At 62.2% G+C, this 17,132-nt stretch carries 13 protein-coding genes and 1 tRNA gene; 3 read left to right on the top strand and 11 right to left on the bottom strand.

Features of this window, described 5'->3' with window-relative positions:
• Positions 1-589: 589 nt before the first annotated feature.
• Positions 590-2,050, bottom strand: coding sequence for a sigma-54 interaction domain-containing protein (locus BLS61_RS22175; protein ID WP_090434830.1), 1,461 nt, complete (start codon positions 2,048-2,050; stop codon positions 590-592).
• A gap of 184 nt (positions 2,051-2,234) precedes the next feature.
• On the opposite strand from BLS61_RS22175, the gene BLS61_RS22170 reads away from it, so the two are divergent.
• Together BLS61_RS22170 and BLS61_RS22165 are read left to right on the top strand one after the other, a co-directional pair.
• Complete coding sequence (locus tag BLS61_RS22170) at positions 2,235-3,335, top strand: GGDEF domain-containing protein (protein ID WP_090434827.1); 1,101 nt, start codon at positions 2,235-2,237, stop codon at positions 3,333-3,335.
• A 158-nt stretch (positions 3,336-3,493) separates the two neighbouring features.
• On the top strand, positions 3,494-3,652 hold the full coding sequence (locus BLS61_RS22165) for a YqaE/Pmp3 family membrane protein (protein WP_090434824.1): 159 nt from the start codon (positions 3,494-3,496) through the stop codon (positions 3,650-3,652).
• Between the two features lie 239 nt (positions 3,653-3,891).
• Here BLS61_RS22165 and egtD read toward each other — a convergent pair whose 3' ends face one another.
• The 3 genes from egtD to BLS61_RS22150 form a co-directional block, all read right to left on the bottom strand.
• A complete protein-coding gene (gene egtD / locus BLS61_RS22160; RefSeq protein ID WP_090434820.1) occupies positions 3,892-4,854 on the bottom strand; it encodes an L-histidine N(alpha)-methyltransferase in 963 nt (320 codons plus the stop codon).
• 2 nt (positions 4,855-4,856) lie between these two features.
• Positions 4,857-6,140, bottom strand: coding sequence for an ergothioneine biosynthesis protein EgtB (gene egtB, locus BLS61_RS22155; protein WP_090434818.1), 1,284 nt, complete (start codon positions 6,138-6,140; stop codon positions 4,857-4,859).
• A gap of 180 nt (positions 6,141-6,320) precedes the next feature.
• The gene (locus BLS61_RS22150; RefSeq protein WP_090434815.1) at positions 6,321-6,848 is read right to left on the bottom strand and encodes a BRO-N domain-containing protein; all 528 of its coding nucleotides are present in this window, start codon (positions 6,846-6,848) and stop codon (positions 6,321-6,323) included.
• A 157-nt stretch (positions 6,849-7,005) separates the two neighbouring features.
• On the opposite strand from BLS61_RS22150, the gene BLS61_RS22145 reads away from it, so the two are divergent.
• Positions 7,006-7,266: a helix-turn-helix domain-containing protein gene (locus BLS61_RS22145; RefSeq protein ID WP_337957912.1), complete on the top strand. Its 261-nt coding sequence runs from the start codon at positions 7,006-7,008 to the stop codon at positions 7,264-7,266.
• 341 nt (positions 7,267-7,607) lie between these two features.
• Here BLS61_RS22145 and BLS61_RS22140 read toward each other — a convergent pair whose 3' ends face one another.
• The 7 genes from BLS61_RS22140 to BLS61_RS22110 form a co-directional block, all read right to left on the bottom strand.
• Positions 7,608-9,053, bottom strand: a complete 1,446-nt coding sequence (locus tag BLS61_RS22140; RefSeq protein WP_090434812.1) for a hypothetical protein — start codon at positions 9,051-9,053, stop codon at positions 7,608-7,610.
• A gap of 6 nt (positions 9,054-9,059) precedes the next feature.
• Entirely contained in the window at positions 9,060-10,133 is a 1,074-nt protein-coding gene (locus BLS61_RS22135) for a nucleoid-associated protein (RefSeq protein ID WP_090434810.1), read from the bottom strand.
• A 136-nt stretch (positions 10,134-10,269) separates the two neighbouring features.
• Positions 10,270-11,040, bottom strand: coding sequence for a nuclease-related domain-containing protein (locus BLS61_RS22130; protein WP_090434807.1), 771 nt, complete (start codon positions 11,038-11,040; stop codon positions 10,270-10,272).
• Between the two features lie 298 nt (positions 11,041-11,338).
• Positions 11,339-12,673, bottom strand: a complete 1,335-nt coding sequence (locus tag BLS61_RS22125) for a type II toxin-antitoxin system HipA family toxin (protein WP_090434803.1) — start codon at positions 12,671-12,673, stop codon at positions 11,339-11,341.
• 2 nt (positions 12,674-12,675) lie between these two features.
• Positions 12,676-12,936, bottom strand: a complete 261-nt coding sequence (locus BLS61_RS22120; RefSeq protein WP_074917247.1) for a helix-turn-helix transcriptional regulator — start codon at positions 12,934-12,936, stop codon at positions 12,676-12,678.
• Between the two features lie 258 nt (positions 12,937-13,194).
• Positions 13,195-13,271, bottom strand: a tRNA-Ile gene (locus BLS61_RS22115).
• 16 nt (positions 13,272-13,287) lie between these two features.
• Positions 13,288-17,022: a bifunctional diguanylate cyclase/phosphodiesterase gene (locus BLS61_RS22110; RefSeq protein ID WP_090434800.1), complete on the bottom strand. Its 3,735-nt coding sequence runs from the start codon at positions 17,020-17,022 to the stop codon at positions 13,288-13,290.
• Between the last annotated feature and the right edge of the window lie 110 nt (positions 17,023-17,132).

Below are 17,132 nucleotides of genomic sequence, written 5' to 3'. Positions count from 1 at the left end.
TGCCGGATATAGAGCCAGAGTCGTGCCAGACCGGCATAGGACTTTCGGCGAAGGCCCTGCAAGGCCCGTTTGGCGCAGGTTTCGCGATTACGCGCGAGGTCTGGATGGCCAGCCGAGCCGTGAACCCGTGTCTGGATTTCTGGATTGGTCCAAATTAATGGACTCGGCTGGCGCGACACATGTCCAAATTTCTGGATTGCTCCGTCCTGAAAAAACACCGCAGCGTAGCCCGGATGCAATCCGGGGCTTTTGCGACGCCTGCTCCCGGAATTCATCCGGGCTACGCGATTGCGGCCAGCAACGGTCTCTGTAGGAGCGGCTTCAGCCGCGAAGCGATTTCCGGCCCGGTGACAATCGCGGCTGAAGCGGAGTGCCGCCCAGCCGTTCCCACGACCAGCAATCAATACCGTAGCCCGGATGCAATCCGGGGCTTTGCGACGCCTGCCCCCGGATTTCATCCGGGCTACGCGATTGCGGCCAGCAACGGTCTCTGTAGGAGCGGCTTTAGCCGCGAAGCGATTTCCGGTCCGGTGACAATCGCGGCTGAAGCCGCTCCCACGACCAGCAACCAGCAACCAGCAACCAGAGCTCAGCCCTTTCGCCCCAGCCCATGCTGCGCCAGCTTGGCGTAGAAGCCGGCGCGGGATATGCCCAGGCGTTCGGCGGCCAGCTGGCGATTGCCGTCGGTAGCGGCCAGCGCGGCCTGCAGGGCCTGGCGTTCGGCCTGCGCCAGTTGTTCGGCCAGGGTCTGCGCCGTGCCCGTCAGCACCGGCGCAACGGGCGCCAGCGCACTCGGCGCGACGGGATCGATCAGCAGAGCGCGCAACGCTTCACCATCCAGCCGCCCATCGACCGCCAGTTGCGCCCGCTCCAGCAGGTTGCGCAGCTCACGCACGTTACCCTTCCACGGCTGTGCGCAGAGCAGGGCCAGGGCATCGTCCGTCAGCTCCATCGGCGCCAGGCCGGAGCGGTTGGCCAGGTCATCGAGCAGATGCTCGATCAATGCAGGAATGTCGCTGGCGCGTTCGCGTAGCGGCGGTACGCGCAGGGCCAGCACGTTGAGGCGGTAGTACAGATCGTCACGAAACTGCCCGGCCGCCACCTTGGCTTCCAGGTCGATATGGGTGGCGGCGATCACCCGCACGTTGAGCGGCTTGACCTGGTTGGAGCCGAGCGGCTCCACCTCCTGCTCCTGCAGCACGCGCAGCAGCTTGGCCTGCAGCGGCAGCGGCAGGTCGCCGATCTCGTCGAGAAACAGCGTGCCGCCGTTGGCCACCTCGAACTTGCCGATGCGCGCCTTGCGCTCGGCGCCGGTGAAGGCGCCCGGCGCGGTGCCGAACAGCTCGGCCTCGACCAGGGTTTCCGGGATCGCCGCGACGTTGACCGCGACGAAGGGGCCATTGGCCCGCGGCGACAGGTTGTGGATGCCCTGCGCCAGCAGCTCCTTGCCGGTGCCGGTCTCGCCGCGGATCAGCACCGTGGCGTCGAGTTGCGCGGCGCGGCGCGCCTGGCGCTTGACTTCGCTGGCCGCCGCGCTGGCGCCGATGAAGCCGGCGATGGTGTAGCGCGCACGGCGCGCCTTGGCCAGCTCGTGCTGGGTGGCGAGCAGTTGGGTCTGCAGGTTGGCGTACTTGGCCATCAGCGGCTTGAGATGGCGGGCGCGGTCGAACAGGACGAAACCGAGGGCGCCGACCAGGGTGCCGTCCTCGTCGCGCAGGGGGATGCGGGTGACCACGAAGTGCTCGTCGCCGAACGCCATCAGGTCGAGCATGCTCGGCTGGCCGCTTTCCACCACCTCGCGCAGGCGGCTGGCCGGCAGCACCTCTTCGACCTCCTTGCCCAGCGCGCTGCGCGGGTCGGTGATGCCGACCTTCTGCGCGTACTTGTCGTTGATCCAGACGATGCGTGCCTGGCGATTGACCGCGATGGTGCCCTCGCACTGGGCGTCGAGGTGGTCGAACAGCAGCGGCATGGCCACGGCGCGAAAGCGCTCGGGCGACACGCCGATAATCAGGCCGTGCTGGTCGAGGTCGTCACGGGAAATGGCCATGGGCGAAGGTCCGAATTCAGGTGTCGGCGATTATGGGAGGGGCTTGAAGCCGACGGCAAGGCGCGTCGGTAGCCGGCGCGGGGGCGGTAGAGGATTGGCAGCGGCCATGCCTGTCATGCAATGCTGGCTATAGTTGCGGGATGCGCAATGGTGCGCATCTTTCTGGGATGACGCGGGCGCGAAGATGCTGGATGGCAAGCATAACGATCACAGGGACGTGGGCGCGGGGCATTGCGAAGGGCTACGCGAGTCGGGCAAGCGCGCGCTGATGCGCACCATCCTGCTCGCCACCGGGTTGACCCTGGGCGGCTTCGCCGTGCTGCAGAGCCTGGCCGGCAATTACCCCTTCGCCATCCTCGAAGTGCTGTGCACCGCGCTGCTGCTGTTCGGCGCCTGGCGCATCGAGCGCGCGCGGCATCTGTATCTGTGGATCTACCTGTACCTGATCCCGACCTTCTGCTTCATTCTCTACATCATCGTCATGCCGGACGCCTCGGCGGCAGCGTTCGTCTGGCTGTACATGATCCCGCTGCTGGCCTACCTGCTGCTGGGCAAGCGCCGCGCCTTCCTGCTCACCGCGCCGTTCATGTTCGCCGGCCTGCTGCTGTACTTCACCGACAACCATCTGAAGCTGGACACCCTCGGCCTGATCGATCTGGGCAACGCCGCCCTGTGTGGCGTGCTGATCCTGGTTTTCGTGCACATCTACGACGGCCTGCGCATGCAGGCCTACGAGGAACTGGAGCGCCTGGTACAGACCGACTCGCTGACCGGCGTGGCCAGCCGCGGCAGCTTCCAGCACGCCCTGCAGCGTGCCATCCGGGAGGCCGAGCGCAGCGATGGGCATCTGGTGCTGGTTCTGCTCGACGTCGACCATTTCAAGCAGGTCAATGACCGGTGGGGGCACGAGGCTGGCGACCTGGCGCTGCTGCATATCTGTCAGATCCTGCAGCAGCGCCTGCGCGTCACCGATTTTCTCGGGCGCCTGGGCGGGGAGGAGTTCGGCCTGCTGCTGCGCCATACCGACAGCGCCGGCGCCGATCCGCTGGTGGACAAGCTGCGCCAGCAGATCGCCGAGCAGCCGCTTGAGTACGACGGTGAGCCGATCACGCTGTCCGCCACTTTCGGCCTGGCCACCTGGCCCCAGGACGGTCGCAGCGTTGCCGAGCTGTACCGCGCCGCCGACCGCCGCCTGTACAGCGGCAAGCAGCGCGGGCGCAATCAGCTGGTCAGCGCCGACCTGCCGAGCGAACTGCTGCTGGACAAGCTCGACGTGCGGCTTTGATTTCGCAGCGGCCGGCCTGCCCGAATCGGCCGGCAGGGTACGGGAGGGAGCGGGCTGTGGTGTCTGGCCTTGCCGAGAATGAGCGCATCAGGCACGCAACCTGAACTGCAGGGCGCTGTACCGGGTCTGTGACAGTACCACCTACAAGGAGTACTCCCATGGACCTTATCCGCATCCTCGTCGCCATCCTCCTGCCGCCACTGGGCGTGTTCCTTCAGGTGGGGCTTGGCGGCGCGTTCTGGCTGAACATCCTGCTCACCCTGCTCGGCTACATCCCCGGCATCGTGCATGCGGTGTACATCATCGCCAAACGCTGAGGCCTTATTGGCTGATGTGTTTGGGCAAGCGGCGCCGAGCGCTGCTCTCGTAGGGTGGGTTAGCCGCCTGTGACATTGCCGATCGACTCGCAGTGTCGGCTGCGGCGTAACCCACCATCGGCGCAACGCCGTCCATCGTCTGGTGGGTTACGCGGCGCACCACCTTCATCTGCGTCTGGAATACTCGGCATTCGGCGCCGCTAACCCACCCTACGCTACGGTGGGTTTTTTGCCGTCCTTCACTCCCTCCGCAAGAAATGCACGCTGAACAGCTGCGCCGGGTCGCGCCACATGGCGACGGCGGCGAAGCCGCATTCATCTGCCAAGCCGCAGAATCCGCTGGGCGTGTACTTGTAGGAATTCTCCGTGTGCAGGGTCTCGCCGGCAGCGAAGTCGAACACGCGATCCTCGATGCGCACCTGCTGCGCCTGTCGGCTGACCAGGTGCATCTCGATGCGCGATTCGGCCTCGTTGTAGAAAGCCCGATGCTGGAAGCGGCGCGGATCGATATCGCTGTCCAGCTCGTTGCGGATGCGTTCGAGCAGGTTGAGGTTGAACAGCGCGGTGACCCCGGCCGCATCGTTGTAGGCGCGCTCCAGTACCTTTCGATCCTTGACCAGATCCACGCCGATCAGCAGACCGCTACCCGCCGGCAGGGCCTGGTGCAGGTTGCGCAGAAAGGCGCGGGCCTGATCCGGGTCGAAATTGCCGATGCTGGAACCGGGGAAGAACGCCAACGGGCGCTGCCCCAGCGCCTCGGCGGGTAACTTGAACGGCTGGCTGAAATCGGCGCACAGCGCGTGCACCTCGAGCCAGCGATAGTCCGCGGCCAGGCGGCGGGTGCAGACCTGCAGGAATTCGCGGGAGATATCGATGCCCAGGTAGCGCGTCGGGCGCAGGGCCTCGAGCAGCAGGCGGACCTTGCGGCTGGCGCCGCTGCCCAGTTCTACCAGGCTGGCGTTGCGCCCGGCCAGCGTGGCGATATCCTGCGCGGCCAGGCGCAGGATGGTCTCCTCGGTGCGCGTCGGGTAGTACTCCGGCTGCTGGCAGATCAGCTCGAACAGCTGCGAGCCGCGGTGATCGTAGAAGAACTTCGGCGACATCGCCTTCGGTCGGGCGGCGAAGCCGCGTAGCGCTTCCTCGCGCAGCGCCTGCTGCTCCGGGCTGATCGACTGTTCGTGGGTACGGATTGCCAATGCCATGCTCAAAGCTCCCTGGCCAGGCGCAGGCCGGAGAACTGCCAGCGCATCGTGGGGTAGAAGAAGTTGCGATAGGTGGGGCGCACGTGGTCTTCAGGCGTGGCGCAGCTGCCGCCACGCAGCACCATCTGCCCGGACATGAACTTGCCGTTGTACTCGCCCAGGCTGCCGCCCAGCGGGCGAAAGCCGGGGTAGGGCCGGTAGGCGCTGGCGGTCCATTCCCAGACATCGCCGTAGAGCTGCTGCAGGCCGGCGCTCGTGCCCGCCGCCACCGGCTGCAGATGATCGTTCTCGACGAAGTTGCCCCACAGCGGCTCGTCCTGCGCGGCCACTTCCCACTCCTCCTCGCGCGGCAAACGCGCCTGCGCCCAGGTGGCGAAGGCCTCGGCCTCGAAGTAGCTCAGGTGGCAGACCGGCGCATCCAGATCCAGCTCGCGCGGGCCGCCCAGGGTCAGCTCCAGCCAGTCGTCGCCGTCGCGTTGCCAGTACAGCGGCGCCTGCCAGCCGGCGCGCTGGATATGGTCCCAACCGTCCGCCAGCCACAGCGCGGTGCTGCGATAACCGCCATCGCGGATGAACGCCAGGTACTCGCCATTGCTCACCGGCCGGCTGGCGAGCTGGAAGGCCTCGACGAACACGCGGTGTCGCGGCCGCTCGCAGTCGAAGGCAAAGTCGTCGCCGGCATGGCCGACATGGCGCAACCCAGCGGGGACATTGATCCAGCGCAACTCGCTCGCCTCGGCGCCGCCCGGCTTGAGGTCGCGGCGATAGACCGGGCGCAACGGGTTCTGCGCCAGGATGTGCTTGATATCCATCAGCAGCAGCTCCTGATGCTGCTGCTCATGCTCCAGCCCCAGCTCTACCCGCTGCAGCACCTCGTCGTCGAGGTCGCTGCCCATCCGGTTGAGCAGCTGCGCCATGGCCAGATCGACATGGCTGCGATAGGCGTACACCTCGCTTACCGTCGGCCGCGACAACAAACCCCGCCGCGCCCGCTCGAAGGGCGTGCCGTGGGTCTTGTAGTAGGAATTGAACAGATGGTCGTAGCGCTCATCCAGCGGACGATAGCCGCGCAGGAAGGGCTGCAGCACAAAGGCCTCGAAGAACCAGGTGACATGTGCCAGATGCCACTTCGGCGGGCTGACGTCCGGCATGCTCTGGATCACGTAATCCTCACGCTCCAGCGGCTCGCAGAGCCGTTCCGTGGCAGCGCGCACCCGCTGATAACGCTGCCAGAGCTGTTCGAGTTGCAGTTGTGAAACGTCGATCCTGCTGGCGCGGTTCGGCATATCGCGCATCCTTTGCTTGCGCCGCGGAGCGCGACGGTTCTTAAAGCCGACCGGGCAGATAGGGCAAAGGTTCAGGGAAAAGTGTGGCGGTTAGATGGCTGCGGGTGGGAGAGGGCTACTTCATACCTCACATGCTGATGGCCGTGATCAGCTGGTGCTCTGTCACCAGTTGCTCTGCTTTCAGCGCGCCGCTCCGATTGGAAAACGTCCACGCCACCAGCGCGCCAACCACGATTGGGGTCTGTGTTGCGCTGGTTGGGCTTGTCGATGGAAGCGCGGCAACTCGCCCAGGGCGATCCACAGCTCACCCTGCCACTCCAGCAGATTGACCTGCTGGTTGTCCCAGGCCATCAGACAGCGGGATGGCTCGTGATCGGCCCGCGCCGCACTGTCGCGCAGCGCCGGCAAGGCCACATGGCTGAGCCAGCGACGCAGATGACGGTTCTCCGGATGCGAGAAGCGCCATAACGCCCTGTACATGCCTGACTCACTGAGTACCTCCACCGCCTCCAACTGCCCACTGGCCAACTGGAAGTGCACCGTCCGCACCTGATCGGCATCCATCAGCCGGCAGATGCGCTCCGGGTGGCGATGGCCCAGCAACCGCGCAAACTCACGGGCACAGACCCATGGCTGGCGGTCGATCAGCACCCCGCGCAAGGGGCGGTTATGCCGCATCAGTACGATGGGGATAAAGGCATTTTCCATAAGGCCTCCCGGCTGTCAGTCGCTAGTGGCGAGTGGTTTCGAACGAGCGGGCAGGGGAATGCGCACGCGTAGCGTGTCTAGGGTGAACGGCTTTTGATACCCTGCCAGAACTCAGAACTTAAAGGTTCCAATATTGGAACTAATGATGGTTCCAATATTGGAACCTGTCAAGGGGGTTAAATTGGATTTACCGGCAAAAATGAAGGCGATACGGGCCAAGGAAAACCTGACCCAGGAAGATTTTTGCCGGGAAGTCGATATCAGCTTGAGCAGCTGGAAGAAGTACGAAGCCTCAATCACTGACATGGGGCTGGCCCCGTTCCTCAAAGTCGCCAACCACCCGCGCTTTAAAAAGTACGCACTGTGGCTGACGACCGGAGAAACGGCCCCGGAGTATGGGCAGGTCAGTCCGCTCTGAGGCTTTGGCTGTGGACCAAAGGATTATGAGTTGCCTCGAAACGCCGCGAGCCCAGTAAAACCGTGAGTAGCTCAGCGCAAGTAAAATAAGCTGAAAGCAGCGACGTTACTGGATTTGAGCGAAATTTTGCAAAAGCAACCTAAGCTAGGCACTGTACCGCCAGTGTACTGTTTTTTGTACCTTTGAGGCCTTAAATCCCTGCTTTCGCTATCTTGAGTCTTAGCTACATCGTCGGTAATGGCGATGCTCACATAAGAGCTTGTCCGGCTCATTCCTGCGGGGGGGGCACGGCGGACGCCGCCCAACGAACACGCTACCATTATCGGAGTTGTGAGTGCTTGCTACTGGGCAAGTAGCAGTTCGACTGTAAAGGGTAAGTTCCAAGTAATCAGAATCAGGATAGCGTAGATCACGCCAATTATTCCCATCGCGAAGAAAAGCGTTACTCGGCGCTTATCTATCGGTGTGAGGAATCGATCCTGTTTGTCAGATCGAGAGGAGTAATGCTGCAGCACATCGAGCCAGGTTCTGCTCTCTTCGTAAGCAAGGCTTGCGTCTCGGAGATGTGAGCTGAATTGAAGAACACAAGAAAGCAACAAGTAGCCCGCCAGAAATTTAACCAGCACGGATAGCTCGGTGCTTTCCAGCAGAGCGTGAATGTTTCTCTGATCGAACTTGGCTATGAAGGAGAACCCAATGAAAACCAAAACGCTGAGAATGTCTCGGGTAAGCGAACTCACCAGATCCCTGACCTTGGATGCGTACAGATCAGCTTGGGACTTCATGTCCTTCATCAGTTCGCGAACCTCTTTGTGATAGGCATCCTTACGGTCAAGAATCACAAAGGTGTAGCTGTCTCGGGCCTGTTGCAGTGCTACCGCAAGGTATTTCTCTGCTCCCGCCAAAAGCGTTTGGCCATGCTCGATGTCAATGGACAATCGATCCATTACAAGCCTGAGGCGGGTCTCGGGACGCTCCTCATAGACCCAGCAGACGGCTTCTGCCAGTTGGCAATGAGCCTCTGCACTTACCTCTTGTCTGCTGTCGTAGAGCGGCAATGAAAGTCTTTTGGTGCCCCGAAGGGTGGCGTCATAGCCATCGTCAGTGTGCTTCAACTCTTGAACTAGGCACGCAGCTAGGACGCATGCACTCAAGCGAACCAGATGTTTCGCCGCAGGGCTGCCGAGATCTCCCCAAGTTAGCGCATAGGCGCTTGGGCAAACCCGCAGAGGCTTAACTGCATTGGTGTGAATCAACCCATGCACATCAGACTGATCAGGGAGTTTGTTGGTCGGGACGCTCGAGGCCTGCCCCGTCGGCGGTAATACCCAAAGCAACGGCCCGCCAAATCCGGCGGTCAGCCCGTTGACACGAATCGTCGTTGGGCGAGCTAGATCGGGCTCATTTTTACCGGGGTATTGGAACGGATCAATACGCTCCCCCCATTCCAGGAAGCCCTCAGTCGTGAAGAACACCAGCGTATTTTCATCGTCCCTGGCGCGCATTTTCTGAGCAAGTGGGGACTTGCCAAAGACGAGCCTCCATGGCTCGTCATCGAAGGTGTCCGATGCCAGTTCGGCTGTGTCCACTGCTGCACCAGAGATCATGACAGTAGGTGCATCAAGGTCAAGTTGTCTGGTTAGTACATCGATCTTTTGAAGGGCTGCCTTTACGGCACCACTCAGCGACTCGCCCTCCACCGTTAGGCGAAAGCTCTCATCAAAGAACTGCGTGGCATGGTCACGCAGTTCAAGGATCGCTTTAAGTAGATCCGCTATAGCGGGCATGATTCCTCAACCTTTGGCGTCCAGCCGATTCGTTTCAATTGTAACTCGGGCCCGGCCGTTACCTAGTGGTTCGATAGCCAGGCCAACCGCCTCGGCGCTCCCTTCAAAAGAAATAGTGACACCCTCAAGCGTTTGGTAGACCTGCTTTCGCTCGCTAGTACGCAACGATCCGGGTTGGGGGCGGAATTGTTGCCCTGCGACGCCTGCTTCGGCAAGAACCTCCCGCAAAGACCCCATTAGCTCTGCCTTACGATCAGCATCTTCGTCACGTACCACGGCGTTGAGGTAATCGTCTGTCTCAAAGACGTCATGGTCATTAAGGTAGTTGAGCGACCTGCCTGCAAAGGTATTCAGATCCTCCCCGGGCGGTAGCTGTTCAGGAGTCAGCTTTTTCGCCCACTTTCGTACCTGGCTATGGGCTGCCCTCGTCAATACGGCGTCCTGCTGGCGCTCTGTTACCCCGAGAAAAGCTCTAAAGTAGTCACCCAGCCCCGGTTTCTTCACCCGGTCAAAAGCTAGTACATCCCACGCGAACTGGTCAGATACATCTATCAAGGCGCTCTTCTGAATGGCGTTCTTGCTCTCATTGAGAGAGTTCTGAACCTCATTGATAACAGCAACTCTTCGACCATCCTTTTCCTCATAGCTGTAAGTAAACGAGGGTTGCTTATCCATTTTTACTAGGAAAACTAGCTGTCTCCAATCATGTGCAGCCGCTAGGTACTTCACAATGGACACGATGAATACGCCAGCGGACATCTGCCCTTGGTGTCGGCCAGAAAAATCTGTGGTGATCTGGCGTGAAAGCTCGATGAATCGATCCGGAGCCTCAATCAGCTGTTGGCACTTCTCTTTCAGGTGTACGGCGTCCTGCTTGAACACATACTGTGTGCCTTCGGCGATGTCACGCAGCCGATCTAGAAAGAACTTCTTTTGAGCGGCCTGTAGTTGCACCTCATCAAGGAAAACAACGTCTTCATCCTCTCCAGCATCTGCGTCGATGATGTGGAAGATGAAGCTGACAATTTCTAAGCTCTCGCGCTGGGCCTGACTCAACACTCCATCCAGTGGTACCGCCATATTGCTACTCCTTTCGAGGTTTCTCATTGACTTCGAGGAATTACCCGCCCTAATGGCAATGAAGGCAATAAAGGGGGGATCAAGACCAGAGATTCATTCTTGAACGTGGGCATTGGTGGCCTCCCTCTTCTATATATCAAAGACTCTGCATAGTTCTGCACTTGGGAAACGCAGAGCATCCCCAGAACTGCTGCCCCGCCTTGGCCCCTGACTTCACTGTACGAATCAGCATCGCACCGCCGCATTTCGGGCATTGCCGCTCGGCTGTCGGATCGCTACGGCGCTTGAGGTTTTGCACATGCTCTCGGTGCGTAGCGAGGGTCGGGGCGCGACGGCCGGTTTGCAGGGCGTGCAGCATGGCGTCGACTTCAGCCGCGCTGAATACCGCCTGCTGGAATGACTGGATATAGCGGATAAAGCCAATGCCCTGGGTCACGTTGGCCGGCACTTCGGTCTTGAAGGTGCTGCCGCCGACAAAGGTGATGACCGAGTGCAGGTGCTCAGGGCTGACGCCAAGGGTGGCTTCCAGAGCCTTGAGGTGTTTGTAGTTCTGCCTAAGCGGGTTCTGGAATTTGAAGGTGCGTTTGTAAAGCTTCTGCGTCCACTGCGCCTGCTTCTCGCTGCCGAAGATCCAGCCGCTCATGTTCTTCGTTTCCAGCACGAATATGCCGTAGGGCGAGAGGAATACGTGGTCGATCTGCGTGGTGCCGTCCGGCGTGTTCAGGGTGACGTTGTGCAGGCGGCGGTAGGTCTGCTTGTCCAGCTGCCAGTGGGCGAACAGGCGCACCAGCAGTTCACCGATCTGCCCCTTGGCCCAGGGCGATTTGAAAAGGCCGATCAGCAAGGCTGCCGGGATGAACCAGGTCAGCATGCCCCAGACCTGGGCGACTATCGGGCTGTAATCCATTTTCTTCCTTGAGCAGAGCTGCTTGATGGCTGGGCGAGCAGGTGTGCCGAAATCCAGATGCCTGGCACTGATTCGGATAATGGCTAATTGCCTTTAAAGGCTCAAGGGGGTTGCGACCATTGTTCTATGGCCGCTAGGCGGTTGCGCCAGGTTTGGGGGTATTGCGCAGGGCTGAGCGCGGCTTTTGTTAATGAGCCGATTAGCGCATCTATTCGGCTCAATTGGTGAGCCGAATAAGGACCATCTGGCTCACCGTCTTCTTACCTGATGTTCGTTGGACTGTTGTGTCGCTTGCTGGTCAGCGCTTCTTCGCCAGTAATTCGGAGCGGCCAATCACTTCTCTGCTGCGCTCAGGTTTGCGCGGGCCGGAGAAGCCGGCGTCTTCGATGGCGCTATCGAGGCCACGAAAGTGCGGGGCGGCCTTGGGGCAGCGGACTGTTTCCATGCCTTCGTTCCACGCATGCACCATATGCTTGGCTACGTCGCGCCAGGCGGGCTCGTTCTTTGCGGCTTCGATGACTTCCTTGCCGACCTCTACGGCGGATTCGCAGAGTTGCTCGAGCATGGCTGCGTATTTGCTCGGGGTAATGCCCAGCACGGCCTTGAAGAAGGTTTCCAGAGATCGACCCGGTGTCCAGGTTTGCCTGCCTCCAACGGACAGGCCAGGCGGGTTGCTGGCGAAGCGCGGGTAGGCCTGAGTGGTCACCAGGTCATAGACGGGCGTGAAGCCTACGTCCGCTCGGGAGGAGTAGAACAGCGCGATGTTCTTCGCGTGGCAGTCGGCATTGCGCACCACGTAGTTGGTCAGCAGGTGCCAGCCCAGGTGCTCGCGCTGCGCTTGCAGGCGGTCGGCGGGGATGTAGGCGCGTGTGGCATTCCACACCCGTTCGGTGGTGGGCGAGTACTTTTCATGGGGTGGTAAACCCAGCAGCCCGCAGGCATCCTCGACGCCGTAGCGGGGGATGCCGTGTTCGTCCATGTCGAAGCGATCCACTACCAGGACCTTGCCGTCGTCAGACATGCGGCAGGCAGCGACCGGCACGACATTCAGTCGCTCCAGCACGCGCATGGTGTAGAACTCGTTGAAGCCCAGAAAAGGGGTGGTTTCGTCGGAGCCCTTGATGATGTGAAAGCCGGTGCGCAGGGTCGGTTTGCCCAGCGGCTCCCGAGGGGCGACGGCGTCGGTGGCAATGAACTTTGGCACGACCCCCGATACGGCGACCCGAGCGTATTGCCGCACCAGTGCGGCGAATCGTTCGCTGGTGTTTTCCGCTTTGAGCAGGTGTTCTATCTCCAGCGGCGCCATTTCGACGCCAGGCTCAACACCCTCTGGCGTGACCGAGACTCTGCCGATACCGGTGCCGCCCACCACGCCCAGCAGTGAGAGATCGGTACCATCGAGCAGTGGGCCGAACTCTTCGCGGATGACGCCTAGCAAATACCCCTCGGGCAGGTTCTGCCGAAAGAACGGGAAGAGGTCACGTGGCCAGCGCCATGCTTCTTCCCGTACCGGCATCGTCAGGCTGACGAAGTCTTCCGCTACTGTGCCCGGAAGGTACTTCAGCACATATTCATCGCGCTCCCGATAGAGCTTGGCCACCCTCCGTGAGCTGACGTGGACGTCGAGGATCATGCTCAAGCACTCCCTGAGCGTTGCTCGTCGAGAATGTCTTCAACCGTGCGTTGATGCCCGGCCTTGACCAGCTTCAGGTCGTAGCCTGCCGCCTCCAGCAGGCGAACCAGCACCGAGACGCTCATATCGCCTTTGGCCAGGGTTTCCATGCGCGCTACCGTGGTGCGCGAGACGCCAGCACGACTGGCCAGCGCTTCCTGGCTCAGTTTCGCGTCACCGCGCGCCTGTTTCAGCATTTCCGAAACGTCGTAGAGAGAGGTCATTTGTAGCCCCTGGGCGTCAAAAATCGAAGTAATGCCGGAAAATGTAGCTCCTGGGCTACAGCTCTACAAGCAGCCTGAATCTATTATTGTGTCTCGTGGGCTACAGGATACGCCTGTTGATCGTTTTTTGTAGCTCTTGGGCTACATTTTCTCGTAGGCAATGGCTACGCAGCTTCTCAGAGCGTGGAGGCGAGTGAGGAGGGGGGCCATTTGAGATGTGCAAAGACACGAAAGCCGCGCAATGCGCGGCTTTGAAGGTGGTGGGCCCACACGGACTCGAACCGTGGACCAAAGGATTATGAGTCCTCTGCTCTAACCAACTGAGCTATAGGCCCCCAGAAGGCCGGCGGATTATACCGACGCGTTCTCGCCAGCGCCAACCGCTTGACCTGGCGGGAGAAATTTCCGGGTGAAGGCTTCTGCCGAGAGTGGGCGGCTGATCACATAGCCCTGGATCTGCAGGCAGCCTTCGGCGGCCAGGCAGAGTTCCTGGGCCTTGGTTTCCACCCCTTCGGCGATCACCGTCAGCTGCATGCTGTGGCCCAGGGCGATGATGGCGCGGGTGATCGCCAGGTCGTGCGGGTCGTCCGGCAGGCCGCGGACGAAGGACTGGTCGATCTTCAACACGTCCAGCGGCAGGCGCTTGAGGTAGCTGAGCGAGGAGTAGCCGGTGCCGAAGTCGTCGATGGCCAGCTGTACGCCGAGTTCCTTGAGCCTGTGGAGAATGTCCAGCGCATCGCCGGCCTGGTTCATGATGAAGTTTTCGGTGATCTCCATTTGCAGCAGCTCGGCCGCCAGACCGTGCTGTTGCAGCAGCTCGCCGATGCGCGAAACCAGGCTTGGCTGGTGCAGCTGGGCGCCGGCAAGGTTGACCGACAACGGGCCGAAGCCCTGGTTGCTGTCCTGCCAGCATTGCAACTGGCGACAGGCCTCCTGCAGTACCCAGTCGCCAAGTGGCAGGATCAGCCCGCTTTCTTCCGCCACCGGGATGAAGCGATCCGGCGGGATGTCGCCGAACACCGGGTGCGGCCAGCGCACCAGCGCTTCGGCGCCGACCAGTCGCTGGCTGCGCAGGCAGTACTTGGGTTGGTAGAACAGGCGCAGCTCGTCGCGCTCCAGGGCGCGGCGCAGCTCCTGTTCCATGGCCATGCGCTCGTTGACCTGGAAGGTCAGCGAGCGTGTGTAGAACTCGCTGCGGTTGCGCCCCTTGGCCTTGGACTGGTACATGGCGGCATCGGCGTTCTTGACCAGGGTGGCGACATCCGCGCCGTCCTTGGGGTAGAGGCTGATGCCGATGCTGGCGCTGACGAAGAACTCGTGATGGTCGATATCGAACGGGGCGCTGAAGCAGTCGAGCAGTTTTTGCGCCACCTGCTCGGCATCCGCTGCCTGCTGCAGGCCTGGCAGCAGGATGATGAATTCATCGCCGCCGAGGCGGGCAACGGTGTCGATGTCGCGCAGTTGTAGCTTCAGGCGTGCGGCGATGGCGCGGAGCAACTGGTCGCCAACCGGGTGGCCGAGGCTGTCGTTGATCTGCTTGAAGCGGTCGAGATCGAGGAACAGCACGGCGCCGGCCTTGTCTTCGGCGCGCGAGCCGTCCAGCGCACTGCGCAGGCGGTTCTCGAACAGCAGGCGATTGGGCAGGCCGGTCAGCGGGTCGTGGTGGGCCTGGTGGTCGAGGCGGGCCTGGGCGTGCTTGAGGCTGGAAATATCGGCGAACACGCCGACGAAATGGGTGATCTGGTTGTCGGCGTTGCGCACCGCGCTGATGGTCAGCCACTCGGGATAGAGTTCGCCGTTCTTGCGCCGGTTCCAGATCTCGCCCTGCCAGTGGCCGTTGCTTGCCAGGCAATGCCACATGGCGTTGTAGAAGGCCTGGTCGTGCTGGCCGGAGGCAAGCAGGCTGGGCTTCTGGCCAAGGGCTTCGGCCTCGGCATAGCCGGTGATTTCGGTGAAGGCGCGGTTGACCGCGGTGATGCGCTGCTCGAGGTCGGTGATCATCACGCCTTCGGCGGTGCTTTCGAACACGGTGGCGGCCTGCTGCAGTTCTTCCTGCATCTGCTGGCGCTCGGTGATGTCGCGGGCGATGGTCAGCAGGCAGTCTTCGCCACCAAGGGGCAAGGGTTGCGCCGACAGCTCGCACAGGCGCAGCTGGCCGCTCTTGGTGCGCACCCGGGCGATCATGTCGCGTACGCTGCCGTGCTCGCGGATGGATTGCACCATGCGTTCGCGGTCCGTCGGGTCGGCCCAGATGCCGAGGCTGAGGGTGCTCTGCCTGGCAGCCTCGTCGAAGCTGTAGCCGGTGATGCGGCTGAAGCCTTCGTTGGCTTCTATCAGCAAACCGTCGCGCATGCGGCTGATCAGCAGGCCGTCGGGCGAGGCGTGGAAGGCCCTGGCGAACTTTTCCTCGGAAATCTGCAACTGCTGCTGGGTGGCCTTCAGCTGGCTGATGTCGCGCACCACCACGACCAGCGCGGGCACGTCGGCGAGCTGGAAGGCTTCGGCCGATATCAGGCCGGTGAACAGGCTGCCGTCGGCGCGGCGAAAGGGCATCTCCAGGTTGCGCATGTTCTGGTCCTGCAGGCCCAGCAGCAGCTTCGGGCCGATGCCGGGAACGCCCCAGATATCCAGTTCGGTAGCCGTCTTGCCGATGGCCTGCTCGACGCTGAGACCGGTGTGCTCGGTGAAGGCGGCGTTGACCTCGAGCAGCACGCCGTCTGCGCGGCGGGCGATGACCAGGATGTCCGGGCACTGCTGGAAGACCGAGGCGAACTTCTGCTCCGACAGGCGCAGGGCCTGTTCGGTCTGCTTGGTCTCGCTGATGTCGATCATCAGGCCGCGCACCACCTGCTGGTCGCCACGCTGCAGCAGGGTGACGGTATCGCGCACCCACACCACGCGGCCGTCGGCCGCCAGCAGGCGATACTCCAGCGTGTGATCTTCGCCCGCGGTGCATTGCTCCAGGCAGCGCCGCAGCGCGCGCTGTTGATCATCCGGATGCAGATGGCGCTGCCAGAAACCGGGTTCGAGCCATTTCTCCAGGGGATAACCGAGCAGCTTCTCGGCGTGCGGCGATACGTAGGTGTAGGTCAGCCCGCTGGATTCGGCCTCCCAGGTGATGGCCGAGAGGTTTTCCACCAGGTCGCGAAAGTGCTGCTCGCGGCTGCGCAGTGCCTGCTCCAGTGCTTCGCGGTTGCGCATCTCGCTTTTCAGTCGGCGATTGATGCGCAGGATGATGGCGATGATGGCCAGCAGGCCGAGCAGTGCGGGCAGGCCGTAGAGCAGTGTTTCGCGCCAGGCGCTGCGCTTGTCCAGCACGCTGCCGATCCAGGGGGCCTGTAGTGCGGCGATTTCGGCGGGGCCGAGCTCGGCGAAGACCTTGTCGAGGATGCCGACCAGTATCGCGTGGTCGCGCGGCGCGGCCATGGCCAGTTGGTAGCGATAGGGCGTTTCGCCGCTGATATACAGGCCGTCGAGCTTTAGCTGGCGCAGGCTCCAGACGCTGGATGCGAGATCGCCTACCAGCGCGTCCGCCTGGCCGGTGGCCAGCGCCTGAAGCGCCGCGGCGACGCTGGGCAGTGGCAGCAGGCTGAGGTCCGGGTGCTGCTGGCGCAGCAGTTCGTGCGGGGCGTAGTCGGCGACCACGGCGATTCTCAGGCCGTACAGGTCGTTGAGCTTTCTTGGCTGCGGCCCGCCGTTGCGAGCCAGGATGACGATGGGGAAATCCAGGTAGGGGCGGGTGAACACCAGATAGCTCTGGCGCTCGGGCGTCGACATCACGCCCGGCAACAGATGCAGCTGGCCGGCGCGGGCCTGTTCCAGCACCTGGCTCCAGCTGCTCGGCTCGACAGGTTGCAGCTTCAGGCCGAGGCGGCTTTCGATCAGCCTGACATAGTCGGCGGTCAGCCCCTGGTAACGGCCCTGGTCGTCGCGGAACTCGAACGGGGGCCAGGAGGTGTCCACACCCAGGCGCAGCTCCGTCTGGGCAGCCAGCCAGGTGCGTTCCTCCTCGCTGAGGGTCAGGGCCAGGGCCGGGGTCGTCCAGTACGCCAGGCACAACAACAAAATGGCCGGCAAGCGCGGCATAACGGCCTCGTTTCGCAACCAGTGTCCGTTGCAGTGTAGCCCTGTGAGCCACAGATGGCAGTTTGACTTCAGTCGTAGCGAGCGCCGTCAGGCGCCCGGGCATTCCTCAC

It is taken from the genome of Ectopseudomonas guguanensis (genome assembly GCF_900104265.1).
In the GTDB taxonomy this organism is placed as follows: domain Bacteria; phylum Pseudomonadota; class Gammaproteobacteria; order Pseudomonadales; family Pseudomonadaceae; genus Aquipseudomonas; species Aquipseudomonas guguanensis.
This window is presented reverse-complemented; position numbering and strand designations above follow the sequence as displayed.